At 56.3% G+C, this 17,519-nt stretch carries 6 protein-coding genes; 2 read left to right on the plus strand and 4 right to left on the minus strand.

Features of this window, described 5'->3' with window-relative positions:
* Positions 1–75 precede the first annotated feature (75 nt).
* Positions 76–1,635, plus strand: a complete 1,560-nt coding sequence (locus IX84_RS19065) for a polyamine aminopropyltransferase (protein ID WP_044224311.1) — start codon at positions 76–78, stop codon at positions 1,633–1,635.
* A 2,251-nt stretch (positions 1,636–3,886) separates the two neighbouring features.
* Positions 3,887–6,835 carry a M12 family metallo-peptidase gene (locus tag IX84_RS19070; RefSeq protein WP_044224313.1) on the plus strand — a complete coding sequence of 983 codons (2,949 nt, stop codon included), beginning with the start codon at positions 3,887–3,889 and terminating at the stop codon, positions 6,833–6,835.
* 635 nt (positions 6,836–7,470) lie between these two features.
* On the opposite strand, the gene IX84_RS19075 is transcribed toward IX84_RS19070, so the two are convergent.
* The 4 genes from IX84_RS19075 to IX84_RS19105 all read right to left on the minus strand — a co-directional run bounded on the left by IX84_RS19075 (position 7,471) and on the right by IX84_RS19105 (position 17,115).
* Complete coding sequence (locus IX84_RS19075) at positions 7,471–8,841, minus strand: Gfo/Idh/MocA family protein (RefSeq protein ID WP_044224315.1); 1,371 nt, start codon at positions 8,839–8,841, stop codon at positions 7,471–7,473.
* 1,249 nt (positions 8,842–10,090) lie between these two features.
* Complete coding sequence (locus tag IX84_RS19090) at positions 10,091–11,281, minus strand: ATP-binding protein (RefSeq protein ID WP_044224318.1); 1,191 nt, start codon at positions 11,279–11,281, stop codon at positions 10,091–10,093.
* A 1,433-nt stretch (positions 11,282–12,714) separates the two neighbouring features.
* Positions 12,715–13,779: a mannose-1-phosphate guanylyltransferase gene (locus IX84_RS19100; RefSeq protein ID WP_044224321.1), complete on the minus strand. Its 1,065-nt coding sequence runs from the start codon at positions 13,777–13,779 to the stop codon at positions 12,715–12,717.
* A gap of 1,734 nt (positions 13,780–15,513) precedes the next feature.
* Positions 15,514–17,115, minus strand: coding sequence for a hypothetical protein (locus IX84_RS19105; protein WP_052516211.1), 1,602 nt, complete (start codon positions 17,113–17,115; stop codon positions 15,514–15,516).
* Positions 17,116–17,519: the final 404 nt, after the last annotated feature.

The following is a 17,519-nucleotide window of genomic DNA, read 5'->3' on the forward strand; positions in this document are numbered from 1 at the left end:
GGGCATTGCTTTTATACAGAGCCTGTATCTTAGCACGCTGTAAATGATTGTATCGTTAAAAGTAGAGAAAAGTCCATGCCCTTCCAAAAAAATCGCGCTGAGAAAACCGTCCTGGGGATTGCCATTTTCATTGCCGGGCTGTGCTCTATCATTTACGAACTGTTGATCAGCACCACTTCTTCCTATTTTTTGGGCGACAGTATCACGCAGTTTTCGCTCACCATCGGGTTTTATATGGCTGCCATGGGATTGGGTTCTTACCTGAGCCAATGGTTTCCGGAAGAGCGCCTGGCCGCCTGGTTTATCGGCGTGGAGGGCCTGCTGGGGCTGGTAGGCGGGGCGAGCGTGCCGCTGCTGTATTTTTTCTTTACCCGGGTTTCACCGGAGGCCTATCAGGGGCTGGTGTTGGGATTAACTGTAGTCATCGGGGTGCTCACCGGCTTTGAAATTCCCCTGCTGGCGCGCATTATGAAAAAGTACTACCCGCTGCGGGAGAACCTGGCCAATGTGATGTCGCTGGATTACTTTGGGGCCTTGCTGGCGACGCTGCTGTTTCCGTTTTTGCTCTTGCCGTTTTTTGGGCTATTCCGGAGCTCGGTGTTTTTTGGGCTGGTCAATATAAGTCTGGGGGTTTTCATCCTGCTCTATTTTGCGGGCCGCTTGCCCCGGTCGCTGGTCCGTGGGATGTTTGGCGTCACCTTAGGCATCAGCCTGGTTTTCGGCATCCTGCTTTACCAGGCACAACCCCTGCTGGAAGACTGGGACAGCCGTTCCTACCCGCACCGTATCGTGTACAGCGAGCGCACGCCTTACCAACAGTTGACGGTGACTAAAAACCGGTCGGACGTCCGCCTGTACATCAACCGGGTCATCCAATTTTCTTCCGTCGATGAGTACCGCTATCACGAGGCCCTGGGCATCATCCCTCTGGAAGCCGCCCCTTATCAGGAGCAGGTCCTTATTTTAGGTGGGGGAGAAGGGCTGCTGGCGCGGGAGGTGCTCAAGCATCCCGGCGTAAAACAGGTGACCATCGTTGATCTGGACCCGGCTGTCTTCCGCCTCGGTCGGGAGCAGCCCTACATTCGCGAGCTGAACGAAGGCGTGCTGGACCATCCAAAGGTGCAGACCATAGCCCAGGACGCCAGTCAGTTCCTGGCAGAAACCGAAAACTACTACGATCTTATCCTGGTAGATTTGCCTGACCCCTCCAATGAAGCCGTGGCCCGTCTTTACAGTACCTGGTTTTTCGGTATGGCCAGGAACCGCCTTACGGCAAATGGGGTGTTAGCCACGCAGGCCACCAGCCCCTTTCACACCCGCGATGCCTTCTGGTGCATTGTGGAGACCTTGCAGGCGACCGGCTTCCGGCACGTACTGCCCTATCATACCTACGTCCCCTCCTTTGGCGACTGGGGCTTTGTGCTGGCCGGAGCGCAGCCGCTTGCCATTACGTCCTTCCGCACTAACCTGCCCGTGCGCTATCTGGACGGGGAGGTCGTGGAGGCCATGCTTCATTTCCCCGACGATTCCGCCCGCCCTTCCGGCCTGGAGCCCAACCGTCTGGACCAGCCTGCTTTGCTGGATTACTACCTGGAGGATTGGGAGAAGTGGAGCCGGGAGGTGGTGGTGGAGTGAGCAAGGCCTTGCTGCGCTTCGGAACTGTAAAACGCTTAATGTAAAATGCAAAAGTGGCGAGCGTTGCCGTGGGGTCAATCCTGGGTTGAGCTGGGCTTTGGCGGTCGGTGGGTGTTATGGTTTTATGGTGTTATGGTCCCTCCTTCGCCTTGAGGCTCTGGCGGGTGCTTTGGTATTTTGGTTTTATGGTGTTTTGGTTTAATCTGTGCGTGGGTGCTTCCCCTTTCTCTGAGCGCAGAAGCTGATGCGAAGGCGTTAGGGGACTGAGGGGCAGCGTGGGTAATGGGGTGTTTTGGTTTTATGGTGTTGTGGTCTTTCCTTTGCTTTGAGGCTTCGGCGGTCGGTGGGTTTTATGGTTGGGCAGGTTGAATGAGGGCTGGGCGGTTAGGGTATACTTTAAGCGTAGGCTTGGCCTGGGCATATGCCCTAACTTTTGGGTGTGGGATGTGCGACGCTCTACGAGGTCGGAAACCTGGAAGGAGTTTGGGGTGAGTAATATTCGACGCTCTGCGAGGTCGGTTGGGCGGTTAGGGTATACTTTGAGCGTAGGCTTGCCCTGGTAGTATGCCCTAACTTGCGGGTGGGGTATTTGTTAAAACCAAGGAAAAGTGCGACGCTCTACGAGGTCGGAAAACGCGATGAGGTTTGGAGTGACTAATCTTCGACGCTCTACGAGGTCGATTGGGTTACGGGGGTTCATGTCTTCGGCGGTCAGAGGGTATTGTGGTTACCTGGTGTTGTGGTCCCTCCTTCGCTTTGAGGCTCTGGCGGGTGCTTTGGTATTTTGGTTTTATGGTGTTTTGGTTTAATCTGTGCGTGGGTTCTTCCCCTTTAGGGGATTGAGGGGCAGCGTGGGTAATGGGGTTTTATGGTCCCTCCTTCGCCTGAGGGCTACGGCGGGCGGTGAGGCTGGGCGGTTAGGGTATACTTTAAGCGTTGGCTTGGCTTGGGCGTATGCCCTAACTTTTGGGTGTGGGATGTGCGACACTCTACGAGGTCGGTAAGCGGGAAGCGGTTTGGGGTGACTAATATTCGACGCTATGCGAGGTCGGTGGTTGGGCTGCTGGGGTACACTTTGAGCGTTGGCTGCTTTGGGAGTGTGCTCCAGCTTGTGGGTAGGAAAAATGGTTAAAGGGAAAAGGATAAAGGTTAAATGGGCGAGCGTTGCCGTGTGTGCAGTCCTGAGTTGAGCTGGGCTTTGGCGCCATCCATTTAAAAAGGGAAAGGGAGAACTTCCACCCCCGACCCCCGCCAGGACAGGAATGGTTTTGTATTAGTTGATGTTATGTAGCGGGGGGCTGCCTTCGCTCTTGCTTCAGCAAACGGAGCACGAGCGTTGCCGTGGGTTCAGTCCTGGGCTACCAGCCTTCGCCTAGGGCTTCGGCTGGCGGGGAGCGCAGTGCTGGTCAGTCGGTCTGACTGGAGGCGGTCGCATTTCGGCCGTTGCTCCGGGTGGGAGACGGTATGGCGCCTGACCTCAACCTCAACTTCTTTGGGGACTGCCCAGGATCAAACTCAGCCTCGGCTGGGTATTGGAAAGGCTGGGGCTGACCACTTGCTTCATTACCCCACCTGTTGCGTTTTTAAAGCACTATTTCGTATACCAGAAATCAGGTATTTTTGGTTTTTTAAAGCATAATGAGCAACATTGTTTTGGAGTTGTCGTAAATTAGAAATGATAAAACGGTGAAACAGAGAGCTATGCCATTTTTGTGCTTAGCCCTTTTACTTCGACCGATAATTCCCAAAAACACCGGTTACCATGAAACCCATTATTTTTTACCTTCCTGCAAATATCCATCTTGTTTACCTGTGCATCCTTCAAATCAGGTAAAGGGAAGGAAAACCCTTTGATTTTTAATCTGCCTTTTCCTTAATACTCCTGATTTTTCTGTTTGATAGCATCTTTGCCCCTAAAGCATAGGTCCGGAAGTGAAAACGCACCGTGCGGTCAGGGCAACCGAAAGCGAAAACACCCTCCATTTATTACTGAGTATTAAGACCGTCTCATTTCCAGCATAACAGTCTCTGCCTTACTGTTCGTTAGCGCAGTTGGGCTCTACTCCTTTGTGCATATTCCCCCCTATGCCCGGTGCAGCGTATTTACAAGTGCCCTTTAATATACGGGTGAGCCTTGTACTTAGGCTGTTACAGGGGAGCAGTATCATGTAAATTATGAATGCAAGCACGGCTGGCCTGAGGTAAGCCGTTGCCTGTAATATTATTACTTAAACCATCGAAACCCATTTTTATGAGACCGATTTTTCTATTGCTGTTATTCGGATTCTGTACCATGCCGGCTTTTGGACAGGAGCAAAAGCCCACCTTCGACTTATTTGGTGACGCCAAACCCGAACCGGCTGAGAAAACGTACAAACAAGTTACGGACGGGACGCTGCTCACCATTGATCTGGAGGAACTGAAAGCCCTGCATGAGGCTGCCCCAAGCCATTTTAGCATAGACCTGCCGCAAGCCGATGGCAGCAGCCTGGTACTGCACCTGGGGAAAGTCAATATTTTTGCTAAAGACTTCAAAGTGGAGACCAGTTTAGGCAACCGAATAGAAGATGTTGACCTTGGAGTCCATTATAAAGGTGTGGTTGCTGGGCATGCGTCTTCCTCACTGGTGACCGTCAGTGTCTATGAGCAGCAACTCGTAGCCTTGTTCAGTGATGGCCGGAATAACTATGAACTCGCCAAGCTAAAAAGCGAAGCGGACCGCTACATCCTTTTCAGGACTGCTGACCTGGAGGAGCGGTTGAAAGAACAGTTGCTTCAGTTCGAATGCCATATCGAAACAGAGGGCAGAGACCTGCCGGAGTATACCGAAGACCAACTCTTTGGCGTCAGCGACTCCAGAGGTGGCTGCCAGGTCATACAAGTCTACCTGGTGGCTGACTTTTCCTACTACACCGTTTGTGGCTCAGATCTTACGGAGACAACCAACCGGCTGACTGCTGTTTTTGCGCAGACCATGAATATTTACACTGCGGAGAACATCAATATGGTCATGTCCGGAATTTTTGTCTGGCAAACCGAGGATAATGCCTTTGAAGAAGATTCAAGTGCGGCATTTCAGCGCAATCAGTTCAGGGATTATTACAACACAACTGGTGCCGGCTGGCCGGGTGACCTGGCACAGCTGATTTCCGGCACTACCGTTTCGGCTACCGGAGGTGGGGGTATTGCCTTTTTTGATGGGCTCTGCACCTCTGATTCCTACGCACTGACCAGAGCGGGCGGCAGTTCTCCAATACTGGATTGGACCATGTATTCCCGCTTTGTAAAAGTGCTGACGCATGAGATCGGGCATAACCTGAATTCCCGCCACACCCATGCCTGCGTTTGGAATGGCGATAATACGACCATAGACGACTATGGGAATGTAAGCCCTGGTGGTAATCCGTATGAAGATGCGGAAGGAGGGGCCTGCCTGGAGGAGCCCTACAAGCTTAATGTCTTCCCCACTATTATGAGCTACTTCGATAGCCGTAACCACGGTACATTCAACATGACCAACGGTATGGGGACACAGCCCGGCAATGTGATGCGCGATTATGTGATGAATGCCGGTTGCCTGGATGATGGCAGCAATGTCCCACCCGTAGCCCGGTGCCAGGATGTAACGGTACAGCTTGATGTGAATGGCAATGGCTCCACCACGGCAGCAGCAGTCGATGATGGTTCCTACGATGCCTGTGGAGGCCTGCAGCCCCTGGTCCTCAGCCAAACCAGCTTTACCTGTGCCGAAGTTGGCGAGAATACAGAGTTCCTGACGATTACCGATCTTGATGGGAATATCAGCTACTGTTTCCTGACGGTCACCGTTGAAGATAATATTCCACCCTCTGCCCAATGCCAAAATGTAACGGTGCAACTCGACGCAAACGGCAATGGCTCTACTACTGCAGCTGCTGTAAACAACGGTTCCAGCGATGCCTGTGGTATTCAGTCTGTTTCCCTCAGCCAGACCAGTTTTGGCTGCGCAGAGGTGGGCAGTAACCTGGAAACCCTTACTGTGGTCGATGTCAATGGTAATCTAAGCACCTGCAATACGACAGTGACGGTGGAAGACAACATCAAGCCAGTTCCGGTCTGCTTTGACCCCACAGTAGAACTGCAGCCCAATGGCCTGTACACGTTGCTGCAAAGCGACATTTACGATGCCATCAACAGCAGCGACAACTGCAGTATCGCTTCCGTAGATTTTCCAGGTGTCACCTATACCTGTGATGACGCTTACCAGACCTTCCCTGTAGTGGTAACGATTGAGGACCCCAGCGGCAATACCGGCCAATGTACCGCCATGGTTACCGTGGAAATCGGTACCGCCCTGCCCCCGGAATGGACCGCCAACGACATCGGTGATCAGGGTGATGGCAGCTTTTATGAATATGACCCATGTATCAATGACAACCCTGATCTTGGCGACTTCACCATTGGCACTGGAGGCTATAACCTCATTCCTCAGGATTCCGATAACCTGGCTTTTGCCAGCGTACCTCTTTGCGGCGATGGTGGTATTCAGGCCCGCATCCGGGACGTTGTTGGCGGCTACGCCGGGCTGATGATCCGGGAAAGCAGCGACCCGGGTTCCAAGATGTATGCGGTCTATTCCAATCTGACGAATCTGCTGCGGAGGGAAATCCGTTACACTCAAAACGGGCCAAGGAGCAGCAATACTTCCTATGCCTCCTTTCCTGAGTGGTTGCGCCTGACCCGTCAGGGTGATCTCATCCGGGCGTTTTACCGCAACAGCAGCGGTGGCAGTTGGGTGCTCTTTCGTCAGGCCTACCTGCCCATGTCGAACTGTGTGGAAATGGGGCTGGCGGTCTTCTCTACCGACCCGTTTGGCAATGCAACCGCCGTTATTGGCGAAGTGCGCTACCTGAGTCAGGGCGGCAGCCTTGTGATGCCCAACACGATGGAGTGGACAGCGGAATCAGCTCCGGTTACCAAAGCCGGCATTCTGCCTAATCCGGTCCGGGATGCGTTTACCCTGCAATTTAGCCGGCCCCTTGCTGCGGAAGGTCAGGCGACACTCCTCAACGAGTTTGGGCAGCGGATTACCCAGCAGCCTATAATGGAGGGGGAGACGGAGCTGGACTGGAATGCTGCGTCACTGCCCGCCGGGCTTTATTTCCTGGAGGTCTTCACGGAGGATGGTTACCGGGAGGTGCTGAAGGTGGTGCGGCAGTAGGTTAGATTTTGTTTTTTAGGTTGGAACTGCAGTTCGGGCTTGACCTGGGCTGCAGTTTTTTTTGTGCCTGGGGCAAAGGGGATGTGCGACACTCTCCGAGGTCGAAAGAACGAGAGGAGGTTGGGGTGACTAATATTCGACGCTCTACGAGGTCGGTGGTTGGGCTGCTGGGGTACACTTTGAGCGTAGGCTGCTCTGGGGAGTGTGCTCCAGCTTGTGGGTGGGGAGGGGGTTTTGGTATTGTGGTCCCTCCTTCGCCTTGAGGCTCTGGCGGGTGCTTTGGTATTTTGGTTTTATGGTGTTTTGGTGTTGAGCGTTGCCGGGTTGGAAATGTAAAATTGACAAGCGTTGCCGGTCGGGGTGACTTGGGTTTTTACATTTCGTACCTACGGCACGAGGCAAAGGTTGGTCTTTAGAAGTTACCTACATTTTGCCCCTATGGGGCATGGGCTGTTGCAGGGCTGCCGGGTGGGGGGCGCAAATCGGATGTTGCGGCTCCTCCGCAGGGAGCGGCAATGAATTGTCGCCGCATGGAAGACCGCGCTTAGTCCTCAACCTGAACCTTGACGTGGCCTTGCCCGGGACGAATCTTAACCTCGCCTGGGCTTGGGCTACCCTGCCAAGGAGGCACCCCATCAACCCACCTGCCCAAACCGGTTCTCCCATACCATCCACCGGCCCCGGGTGAAGTCGGGCACCGGCTGCGGCTGACTACCGGAGGCCACGGACTGCTCCGAAAGGGGAGTGATGGCCAGCCAGGTGGCGGCATCGTACACATCGATAGGTGGTGGGGTGTTATTTCGGGCGCTGAGGACGAAATCATTGACCAGGAACCAGTCCATGCCGCCATGGCCGGCGCCTTCGGCATCATCGGCGTGCTTTTGCCAGAGCGGATGGTCGTACTTTTTCAGGTAGCTTGCTGCCGGTTCCCACTGATGGCCGGGGCTGCTGCCCTCCAGGTGGATGGAATCATTGACATCCATCCATAAGCCTTTGGTGCCCTGTACCCGGAAGCCCAGAGAGTAGGGGCGGGGCAGATTGGTATCGTGGCTGATGATGATGCTTTCGCCCTTGGCGGTTTTGACAACGGTGGTGATGATATCGCCCAATTCAAACCGGACTTGTGCATTCGGGTGATCGGGCCCGCCTTTGGGGTGGTTGACGATGTACTCGTGCAGCCCCCGTGACTTGGTGGACGTGGAAGTCAGGTACAACAGCCGGTTGCCCCGGTTGATGTTGATGTACTGGGCGACCGGGCCAATGCCGTGAGTAGGGTAGAGGTCGCCATTGCGGTGGACGGAGTGGCGGGTGCGCCAGCGGGCTTCACTGAAGGCTTTTTCTCCAAATTCCACGCCGCTGTTGTAGGCGGTCTCTCCGTCGTTGAACTTCACTCCGCGCAGGTCATGCTGATAGCCGCACTCCAGGTGTACGAGTTCTCCGAAGAGGTCCTGGCGCACCATATTCAGCACCGCCATCACATCGCGGCGGTAGCAGACGTTTTCCAGAAAAAAGAGGGGCGTACCGGTTGCTTCGTGCGTATTGACCAGTTGCCAGCATTCGTCGATGGAGAAGGCACCGCTGACTTCCATTCCTACGTACTTTCCGGCCTGCATGGCGGCAACGGCCTGTGGGGTATGCCAGCGCCATGGAGTGGCGATGAGGACGGCATCTACGGTATCATCTTCGAGCAGTTCGAGGTAAGCCTGTTCTCCCTTGTACACCTTTGGAGCTTTGATGTCGTGCTTTTTGAAGAGGTCGAGGGTACGCTTTATCATCCGGTCGTCGATATCGCAGATGGCGGTTACGGTGCTGTCGCTGCGGCGCAGGAGGAGGTCGATATGGGATTGCCCGCGCAGCCCGCTGCCGATGATGCCGACGCGCAGGAGGTCACGCTCTTTTTTGGGAAGGGGCGCAAAGCCGGGTGCGGAGAGGGGTAATCCGGCCAGGCCGGCGCTGGCGAGGGTGGACTTTTGGAGGAAGTCGCGGCGGTTGAGTTTGTCGCTCATGGCTATGTGGGTTGGTTTTTGGCAAGGTAGGGAATTTTTGGTGTTGTGGGGTTTGGGTTGTTAGGTTTTATGGGGTTTGAAGTGCTGGCCTTGGTTTTTTGCGGTGGTTGGGGGAAATGTACCCATACGGGCTTTGCTACGCTTAGAAACAGCAAAATTCTTAATGTAACCCATACGGGCCTTCGGAAATGCTCTGCCCGCTGAAGTAGATATGAAGGAGGGTAAAAGTGGCGAGTGTTGCCGTGGATTCAGTCCTGGGCTACCAGCCTTCGCTTAGGGCTTCGGCTAGCGGGGCGCGGAGTGCCGTTAGGGTATACTTTGAGGGTTGGCGGTTCCGGGGAGTATGCCCTAACTTGCGGGTGGGGGAGGTGCGACGCTCTACGAGGTCGAAAAATCTGGATGAGGTTTGGGGTGAGTAATGTTCGACGCTCTGCGAGGTCGGTTGGCTTGGCTGCTGAGGTACACTTTGAGCGTTGGCTGGGGCGGTGCCGGGCTTTTCCTGGGGGAGGTTGAGGTTGGTCTGTGGCGGGGTCTCTGCGAGGTTGAGGTTGAGAGCCGGGCGATGGCTTCCTGGACCGACCGTAGACGGTCTCCTGCCTGGGGGCGAGGGTTGGTCTTCGGGGGCGTGCCGTTAGGGTATACTTTGAGCGTTGGCGGCTCGGGGGAGTATGCCCTAACTTGCGGGTGGGGGAGGTGCGACGCTCTACGAGGTCGTAAAATCTGGAAGAGGTTTGGGGTGACTAATATTCGACGCTCTACGAGGTCGGTTGGCTTGGGCGTTAGGGTATACTTTGAGCCCTGGCTGCTCCGGGGAGTATGCCCTAACTTTTGGATGAGCCTCGCTTGGCTGTCTCTTTGCAAGGTTGAGGTTGGTCTTTGGCGGGGTCTTTGTGAGGTTGAGGGCCAGGCGGGGTCTTCTTGGGTTGGTCTGCCGGGGTGGTGGCTTGGGGGCGAGCAGTGCCGGTCGGTGTGCCGTCAGGAGGCGGTCGCAAAGCGGCCGTGCCCCTGGGTGACGCCGCCTGGTGCTCAACCTTAACCTTAGCCTCAACCTTAGCTGGGGCGGTACCGGGCTTTTCCTGGGGGAGGTTGAGGGCCGGGGTATGGCTGCCTGGGCCGACCGTTTGCGGTCTCCTGCCGGGGGGCAAGCGTTGCTGGTCGGAGTGGCTGGGGAATCAGAAGGCTGGGGGAAGGGACCTTCTTCGTCGGGACTTCGTCGGTTGCGGAATCTTAGGTTTCGAGTGAAAGCGTTCTAATAAAGAAAGCCAAAAAGCCACAATGGGATTCGGTTCTGGTAGCCAAATTCTATGTTGTCTAATGCAAGGAAACCCGAAGCGTCGGGCAGTTGTCGGCCGGGTTTGCCGGGGCCACCAATTTCGAAGAGGTGTTGCCCGTCCACGAGGAAGTCACCTGTTTTGGGGTAACTAAGCTTGTGCTGGTAGGCGAGCTGATTGGCAAAGTAGGTTTCCCGGATGGTACCGGTATCGGGCTGGGAAGGGCGCAAGGTGTAGGCGAGGTTGGTATTGTCAAGGTAGACTTTATCGGGCTTTTGCAGGCGGCTGATGCCTTTGCCTTCCCGGTACAAATGGCGGGTAAGCCCGCATTCTGACAGGTGGTGCAGATAGGCGAGCAGGGTTTCCCTGTTGATGCCAATCTTGTTGCTTAGGGCGCTGATGTTGGGCTTGAATGGGGCGGATTCTGCGATGATAAGGAGTAATTGCCGGAGCTTGTGAATCCATGCGACGTCCACTCTTCTAAGCTGGGGCAATTCAATTTCCAAAATAAGGTTGACTACCTCGGTCAGGCGTTGAGGGTATAATGTTGGTACTTCTTTGAAAAAGGGGTAATAACCTGTCTTTAGGTAGTCCTTAAAGTAAGCCAGGGGCCGGATCTTTTGAACGATCTCACTGGCAATCGTTTCGTGCCCGCTCAAAAGATCCTGAAGGGTTAATCTGGGGAAGGGCTGGCTCTGTGAGAAGTGCAGGTATTCCCGGAAGGACAGCCCCTGCATTTCATAGACTACCGCCCGTCTGCTTAGATCAGCTCTTGCGTTTAGAATTTCGAGGAGGGAGGAGCCGGTGAAGATGACATACAATTCAGGATAATCATCATAGATGTTTTTTATTTCCCGGGACCAGTCCGGGTATTTATGCACTTCGTCAATAAAGAGGTAACGGCCGCCCTCTTTAGCGAACTGATCGGCAAGTGCGGTTAGGCGGTGGTCTGCAAACCATAGGTCGTCCATACTCACATAAAGGGCCTTGTGGTTGTGGTCAAGCAGGGTTTTTATCCGTTGTAGCAGCAGGGTAGTTTTCCCTGCTCCGCGTGCGCCTTTTATTCCAATAAGGCGAGTTTCCCAAGTGATGTCCTGCATCAGGCTTCGCTGAAAATCCATGGGCAGGTGCAGGAGCTTTTTCCGGAATTTCTCGGTTAAGTATTGCATGATTGATGGTTGTACCATGCAATATAAATTTTTTCTGCTGGATTCGACCAGTAAAATTGATTTTTGATCACTTTTGAAAGGAAGGAATGCACAACCTTTCCGTGGGGAACGAGGATAAGGTTGGTCTTGGCGAGGATGAGGATACCGACTCTGCACAAGGCTGCGTCAGCCGGAGAAGGGTTGGGGAGTTTAGGGTTTAGGGGGGCGAGTGGCGCCGTGGGGTTGGTTTTGGGTTTTGTGGTGTTTTCCCGCCGTCGCCTGTGGCTTTGGCGGGCGGTGGGTTTTATGGTGTTGCAGCCTCGCCCGGCGCACTTCTTTCGCCGGGCGTGCTTGTTGGGTTGTCTTGGGTTTCGAGCGTTGCCGGTCGGTGTGACGCTGCTTTCACATGCTGTACCTACGGCACAGGGCGTTGGGTTGGCTTGGAGGTTACTGACATTTTGCCCCTAACGGGGCAGTGCCGGTCGCTGGGTCTGCGGGAGGCGGTCGCAAAGCGACCGTTGCTTTTGGAGGGAGCTGGCGGGTGCTTCTCTGTCTGTGGGAGCTTAAGCAGGGGCGGAAACCTTAACCTTGGCTGGGCTTTGCCCTGGACCAACCTCAACCTTAGCCCTGCCCGGGGAGAGGCTAAGGTTGGTCTGTGGAGGGTCTTGGCGAGGATGAGGTTGTCGACTCTGCACAAGGCTACGTCGGCCGGAGAAGAGCCAGGCGATGGCTGCCTGGTCCGACCGTTTGCGGCCTTTTGCCGGGGGGCGAGGGTTGGTCTTCGGGGGCGTGCCGTTAGGGTATACTTTGAGCGTTGGCGGCTCCGGGAAGTATGCCCTAACTTGCGGGTGGGGGAGGTGCGACGCTCTGCGAGGTCGAAAAATCTGGAAGAGGTTTGGGGTGACTAATATTCGACGCTCTACGAGGTCGGGTGGCTTGGGCTGCTGGGGTACACTTTGAGCGTTGGCTGCTTTTGGGAGTGTGCTCCAGCTTGTGGGTGGGGAGGTTGAAGTTTAGGGGTTAGGGGTTAGGGTTTAGGGGCGAGCGTTGCCGGTCGGTTGGTCTTGGGATTTGGGCGGTGCCGGTGGGTGTGGCTGGGCTTTCACATTTCGTACCTACGGCACGAGTCGACGGGCGGTCTTGGGTGTTACCGACATTTTGCCCCTATGGGGCATGGGCTGTGGTTTGGAACTGCAAAACAGAGAAATGTACCCATACGGGCCTTGCTGCGCTTCGGAAATGTAAAACTGAAAAATGTAAAAGTGGCGAGCGTTGCCGTTGGTGCGGTCTTGGGGCGAGCGTTGCTGGTCGGTGGGTCTTCAGGAGGCGGTCGCAAAGCGGCCGTGGCACTGGGGGGCGCAGGCTGGTCCTTAACCTCAACCTCAACCTCAACCTTGTCAGGGCTGTGCTCTGGACCAAGCTCAGCCTCCCCTGTCCGCCCTGCGCACCCAGCCCTACTTATCCACCAAATGCTTAATCTCCTGCTCTCTGGACTTGGGCCAGATGAGGAGGACATCGCCTTCGTCAACCACGATGTAGTCGTCCAGGCCGCCGATGACGAGGCGCTTGCCTTTGGGGGCGCGGACGAGGGTGTCTTGGGTGTCGATCAGCTGTATGGGGCTGCCTTGTGCGACATTGCTTTGGTCGTCTTTAGGGCTTTCGGCGTGGAGGGAGGCCCAGGTGCCGAGGTCTGACCAGCCGAAGTCGCTGGGGATGGTGAAGACGTTGCCGGCTTTTTCCATAATGGCGTAGTCTACAGAGATGGAGGGGGTGGTGGGGTAGGCCTCATCGATGAAGGCCTGCTCCTGTGGGGTGTTGTAGTGGGGGGCGCCGGCGCCGAGGATGCGGTGGATCTCGGGGGCGTTTTCGGCGAAAGCCTTCAGTAGGCTGCTGACGCGCCAGACGAAGATGCCGGCATTCCAGAGGTAGTTGCCGCTATCGAGGTATTGCTGGGCAGTGGGGCGGTCGGGCTTTTCGCGGAAGGCTTTGACGGATTTGGGCTGGTTGCTGTCGCCGGGGACTTTGGGGTCGATTTCGATGTAGCCGTAGCCGGTATCGGGGCGGGTGGGGGTGATGCCGAGGGTGAGCAGGGCGTCGTTGGCAGCGGTGAAGGCGAGCCCTTGCTGCAGGGTTTCCACGAAAGTGTCTTCTTTGAGGATGATGTGGTCGCTGGGGGCGACGACGAGGTTGGCGTCCGGGTTGAGGGCCTGCAGCTTGAAGGCGGTGTAGGCGATGCAGGGGGCGGTGTTGTTGCGGGAGGGCTCGGTGAGGATCTGATTGTCGGTGAGCTCCGGCAGGTGTTCTTTGACGAGCCCGGCGTATTGCTTGTTGGTGACGATAAAGATGTTGGAGGCGGGGCAGAGCTTCAGGAAGCGCTCGAAGGTGAGGCGGATGAGGGACTTACCGACGCCGAGGATGTCGAGGAATTGCTTTGGGCGTTCTTCCCGGCTGGCGGGCCAGAAGCGGCTGCCGATGCCGCCTGCCATAATGGCTACGTAGGTGTTGCTGTTGTTGGGCATGCGTTTTTGTTTTAGTGGGGATGAGTTAATGGGGGTGTTGTGGTGGTTTGTTTTGTTGGTGGGACGAATATAAGGGTTTTTGGGTTTTTTGGGTGGGTCTGGGGTGGTAAAGGTTTAAGTTTAGAGTTTAGAGTTTAGGGGGGCGAGCGTTGCCGTTGGTTCAGTCCTGGGCTACCAGCCTTCGCCTGGGGCTTCGGCGGGCGGGGCGCGGCGTGCCGTTAGGGTATACTTTGAGGGTTGGCTGCTCTGGGGAGTATGCCCTAACTTGCGGGTGGGGGAGGTGCGACGCTCTACGAGGTCGTAAAATCTGGAAGAGGTTTGGGGTGACTAATATTCGACGCTCTACGAGGTCGGTTGGCTTGGGCTGCTGGGGTACACTTTGAGCGTGGACTGCTTTTGGGAGTGTGCTCCAGCTTGTGGGTGGGGAGGTTGAAGTTTAAGGGTTAGGGTTTAGGGGCGAGCGTTGCCGGTCGGTTGGTCTTGGGATTTGGGCGGTGCCGGTGGGTGTGGCTGGGCTTTCACATTTCGTACCTACGGCACGAGGCTACGGGCGGTCTTGGGTGTTACCGACATTTTGCCCCTATGGGGCATGGGCTGTGGTTTGGAACTGCAAAACAGAGAAATGTACCCATACGGGCCTTGCTGCGCTTCGGAAATGTAAAATATAAAATGCAAAAGTGACAGGCGTTTCCGGTCGGTGTGTCTCCGGGCTTTCACATTTCGTACCTACGGCACGAGGCTACGGGCGGTCTTGGGTGTTACCGACATTTTGCCCCTATGGGGCATGGGCTGTGGTTTGGAACTGTAAAACAGAGAAATGTACCCATACGGGCCTTGCTGCGCTTCGGAAATGTAAAATATAAAATGCAAAAGTGACAGGCGGTGCCGGTCGGTGTGTCTCCGGGCTTTCACATTTCGTACCTACGGCACGAGGCTATGGGCGGTCTTGGGTGTTACCTACATTTTGCCCCTATGGGGCATGGGCTGTGGTTGGTCTGCCGGGTGCGGTGGCTTGGGGGCGAGCGTTGCCGGTTGCTTGGTCTGCCGGGGCGGTGGCTTGGGGGCAAATATTACATTTTCTTTTCCTGGATGAAAAGAAACAAAAATTCCCGGTTATACCGGGATGCATCGTTCTTAACGGGAAAATCGCGAAGGAGCGGCTCGTGCCTACAAACTCGCCTTGGTGCAGGGCGGGTTAAGGGTGCGTGGTGAATAGCATGATGCTGGTTTTTCAGGTGATTGGGCGTTTGGGCTCAAACAGTGTATCCACGTCACTGCGTGAACGCCGCTCCTCCGCGATTTTCCCTAAACGCTGCAATGCCGGGGGCCAGGCTGGGTCTTCCTGGTGGTGGCTGCCGGGGCGGTGGCTTGGGGCGAGCGCTGCCGGTCGGTGGGTCGTCAGGAGGCGGTCGCAAAGCGGCCGTGGCTTTGGGTGACGTCGCCTGGTGCTCAACCTTAACCTTAGCCTCAACCTTGGCTGGGACAGTGCCGGGCTTTTCCTGGGGGAGGTTGAGGTTGGTCTTCTGTGCTTGGTCTGCCGGGGCGGTGGCTTGGTGGCGAGCGTTGCCGGTCGGTTGGTCTCGGGCTGCCGGTCGGTGGGTCGCCGGGAGGCGGTCGCAAAGCGGCCGTGGCCTTGGGGGGCGGCGCCTGGTGCTCAACATTAGCCTTAACCTCGGCTGGGCTAGCCTGGGGCCACCCCAGACCTAGATAGGTCTTGCCCGGGGCCTCCCGGCCTCAAAAGTCCTGATAAGAAGTGTAGAGGTTGGTACGCAGGCCAAAGTATGCCCAGCGGCTGTCGGGGAAGCCGCCGACTTCGCTGGTCTCGGTGCGGGACTGATAGCCGGCGTGGACTTCGAGGTTGTAAAGGGGGTTGATGGTGAAGGCGGCCTCGGCGCGCAGGTAGGTGAGGTCGCCGAGGTTGCCTTGTACGGCGAAGACGCCGGTGTCGGCAGAGCGGATGTCGAAGGACTTGAAGATGTCGCCGCCCCAGTTCTCGCCGGGGGCATCGCGGCCGGTACGGCCCTGGTGGTAGGCGGCCAGGAAGCTCCAGCGGCCAATACGGTAGTGGGCACGGACGAGCATTTCCTCAAAATTGGCGCCCCAGGGGTGGGCGAGGGGCTGCTGATAGTGGCCCCAGTTGGTGAGGATCTCCCGGTGGGCGTAGATGTGGGGGCGGGCGATGTTGTACTCGGCGCGGAGGAAGAGGTTGCGGATGCCAAAGGCGTCGCCCCATTTCAGCCCGGCCTGCCAGGCCATCATGTTGAGCCAGCTGCCTTCGCTCCAGTTGAAGACGGCGGAGGAGGTGAACTCGTCCATCGCCATTTGGCCGTAAGCCAGTATGCCATTCTTAAAGTGGTAGGAGGCCTGAAGGCCCATGAGGGTGTTGCCGCCGGCGAAGCCTTGTGCGAACTCCACGGGGCGGTAAAGGATGACGGGGTTGAGGAAGCTGGGGTCGAAGCCGTAGCGGTTGAGCTCGTCGCCCCACATGATGCCTTCGAAGAGCCCGAGGTTGAAGCGCTTGCCGATATTGGCGCTCAGGTAGTGCATGGACATGTACTTCTTGGCGAAGATGTTGCCGACCATCACGCTGTCGCGGAGGTCGTTCATAATGGCCCAGGTGTTGACGTAGCGGAATTTCCAGAAGGTGGTCTCGATGCGGAAGTAGGGGTAGTTGACGCCGTTGTCGGACATCAGCAGGGAGCGGTAGCCTTCGCCGATGAACTGCTTGCCGTGGCCGAGGCGGAAGTGGAAGTTGGGGGTGGGCGTGTAGGCGACTTCCCCGGCGGCGTAGGCGTAGTCGCGGGCGTTTTCCCCAAAATTTTTGGAGAGCCAGTAGCCGGGCACTACGCCCCGGTTTTGGCGCACGAAGGCCTGTACGTGCATGGGCAGGCGGGCCTGGGTTTCCACCAAAGTGGTATAGGCGGAGACTTTGCCGAGCTGCAGTTCGAGGCGGGCGCCGCGGCTGTTGCGGTAGGTGTAGTCGAAGTCGCCTTCGCTGTCCTGCCCGCCGCGGAAGTATACCACGGGGTTGAGGGTGAAGTAGTGGTCTTTGCCCCGGGAGTGGATGAAGTCTTCGTACAGGGCTTTGCGTTCTACCCAGTCCCAGAGCCCGCCTTTTTTGACGATGGTGTCGGGCAGGAGGTCGCCTTTGCGGCTGTAGGGGTCTACTTCGTCCCGCCTCCAGGGGCGGATGGCGGTGTGGAGCTGATGGGTGTCGCGCAGGAGGGCGTTTTCGTGCCAGTAGCGTTCCTGGGGGTTGAGCTGCAGGAGCTGGTATTGGGCGTAGGTGAGGGTGGGGAGGAGGAGTAGGAGGTATAGTAGGATGTGGGCTTTCATTGCTTTGAGTGGTTTTGGGGGTGAAGGTAGGGGTTTTTTGGGTTTTGTTTTGGTCTTGGGGTGGGTCTTGAGAGGTAAAGGTTTAAGTTTAGAGTTTAAAGTTTAAAGTTTAGAGGGGCGAGCGGTGCCGTTGGTTCAGTCCTGGGCTACCAGCCTTCGACTGGAGCTTCGGCGGGCGGGGCGCGGAGTTGCCGTTAGGGTATACTTTGAGCGTTGGGCTGCTCCGGGAAGTATGCCCTAACTTGCGGGTGGGTGATTTTAAAACTAAAGAAGAGTGCGACGCTCTACGAGGTCGTAAAATCTGGATGAGGTTTGGGGTGACTAATATTCGACGCTCTACGAGGTCGGGTGGCAGTGCCGTTAGGGTATACCTTGAGCGTTGGCGGCTCTGGTGCCAGGCTTTT

This window comes from Phaeodactylibacter xiamenensis, assembly GCF_000759025.1.
GTDB lineage: Bacteria > Bacteroidota > Bacteroidia > Chitinophagales > Saprospiraceae > Phaeodactylibacter > Phaeodactylibacter xiamenensis.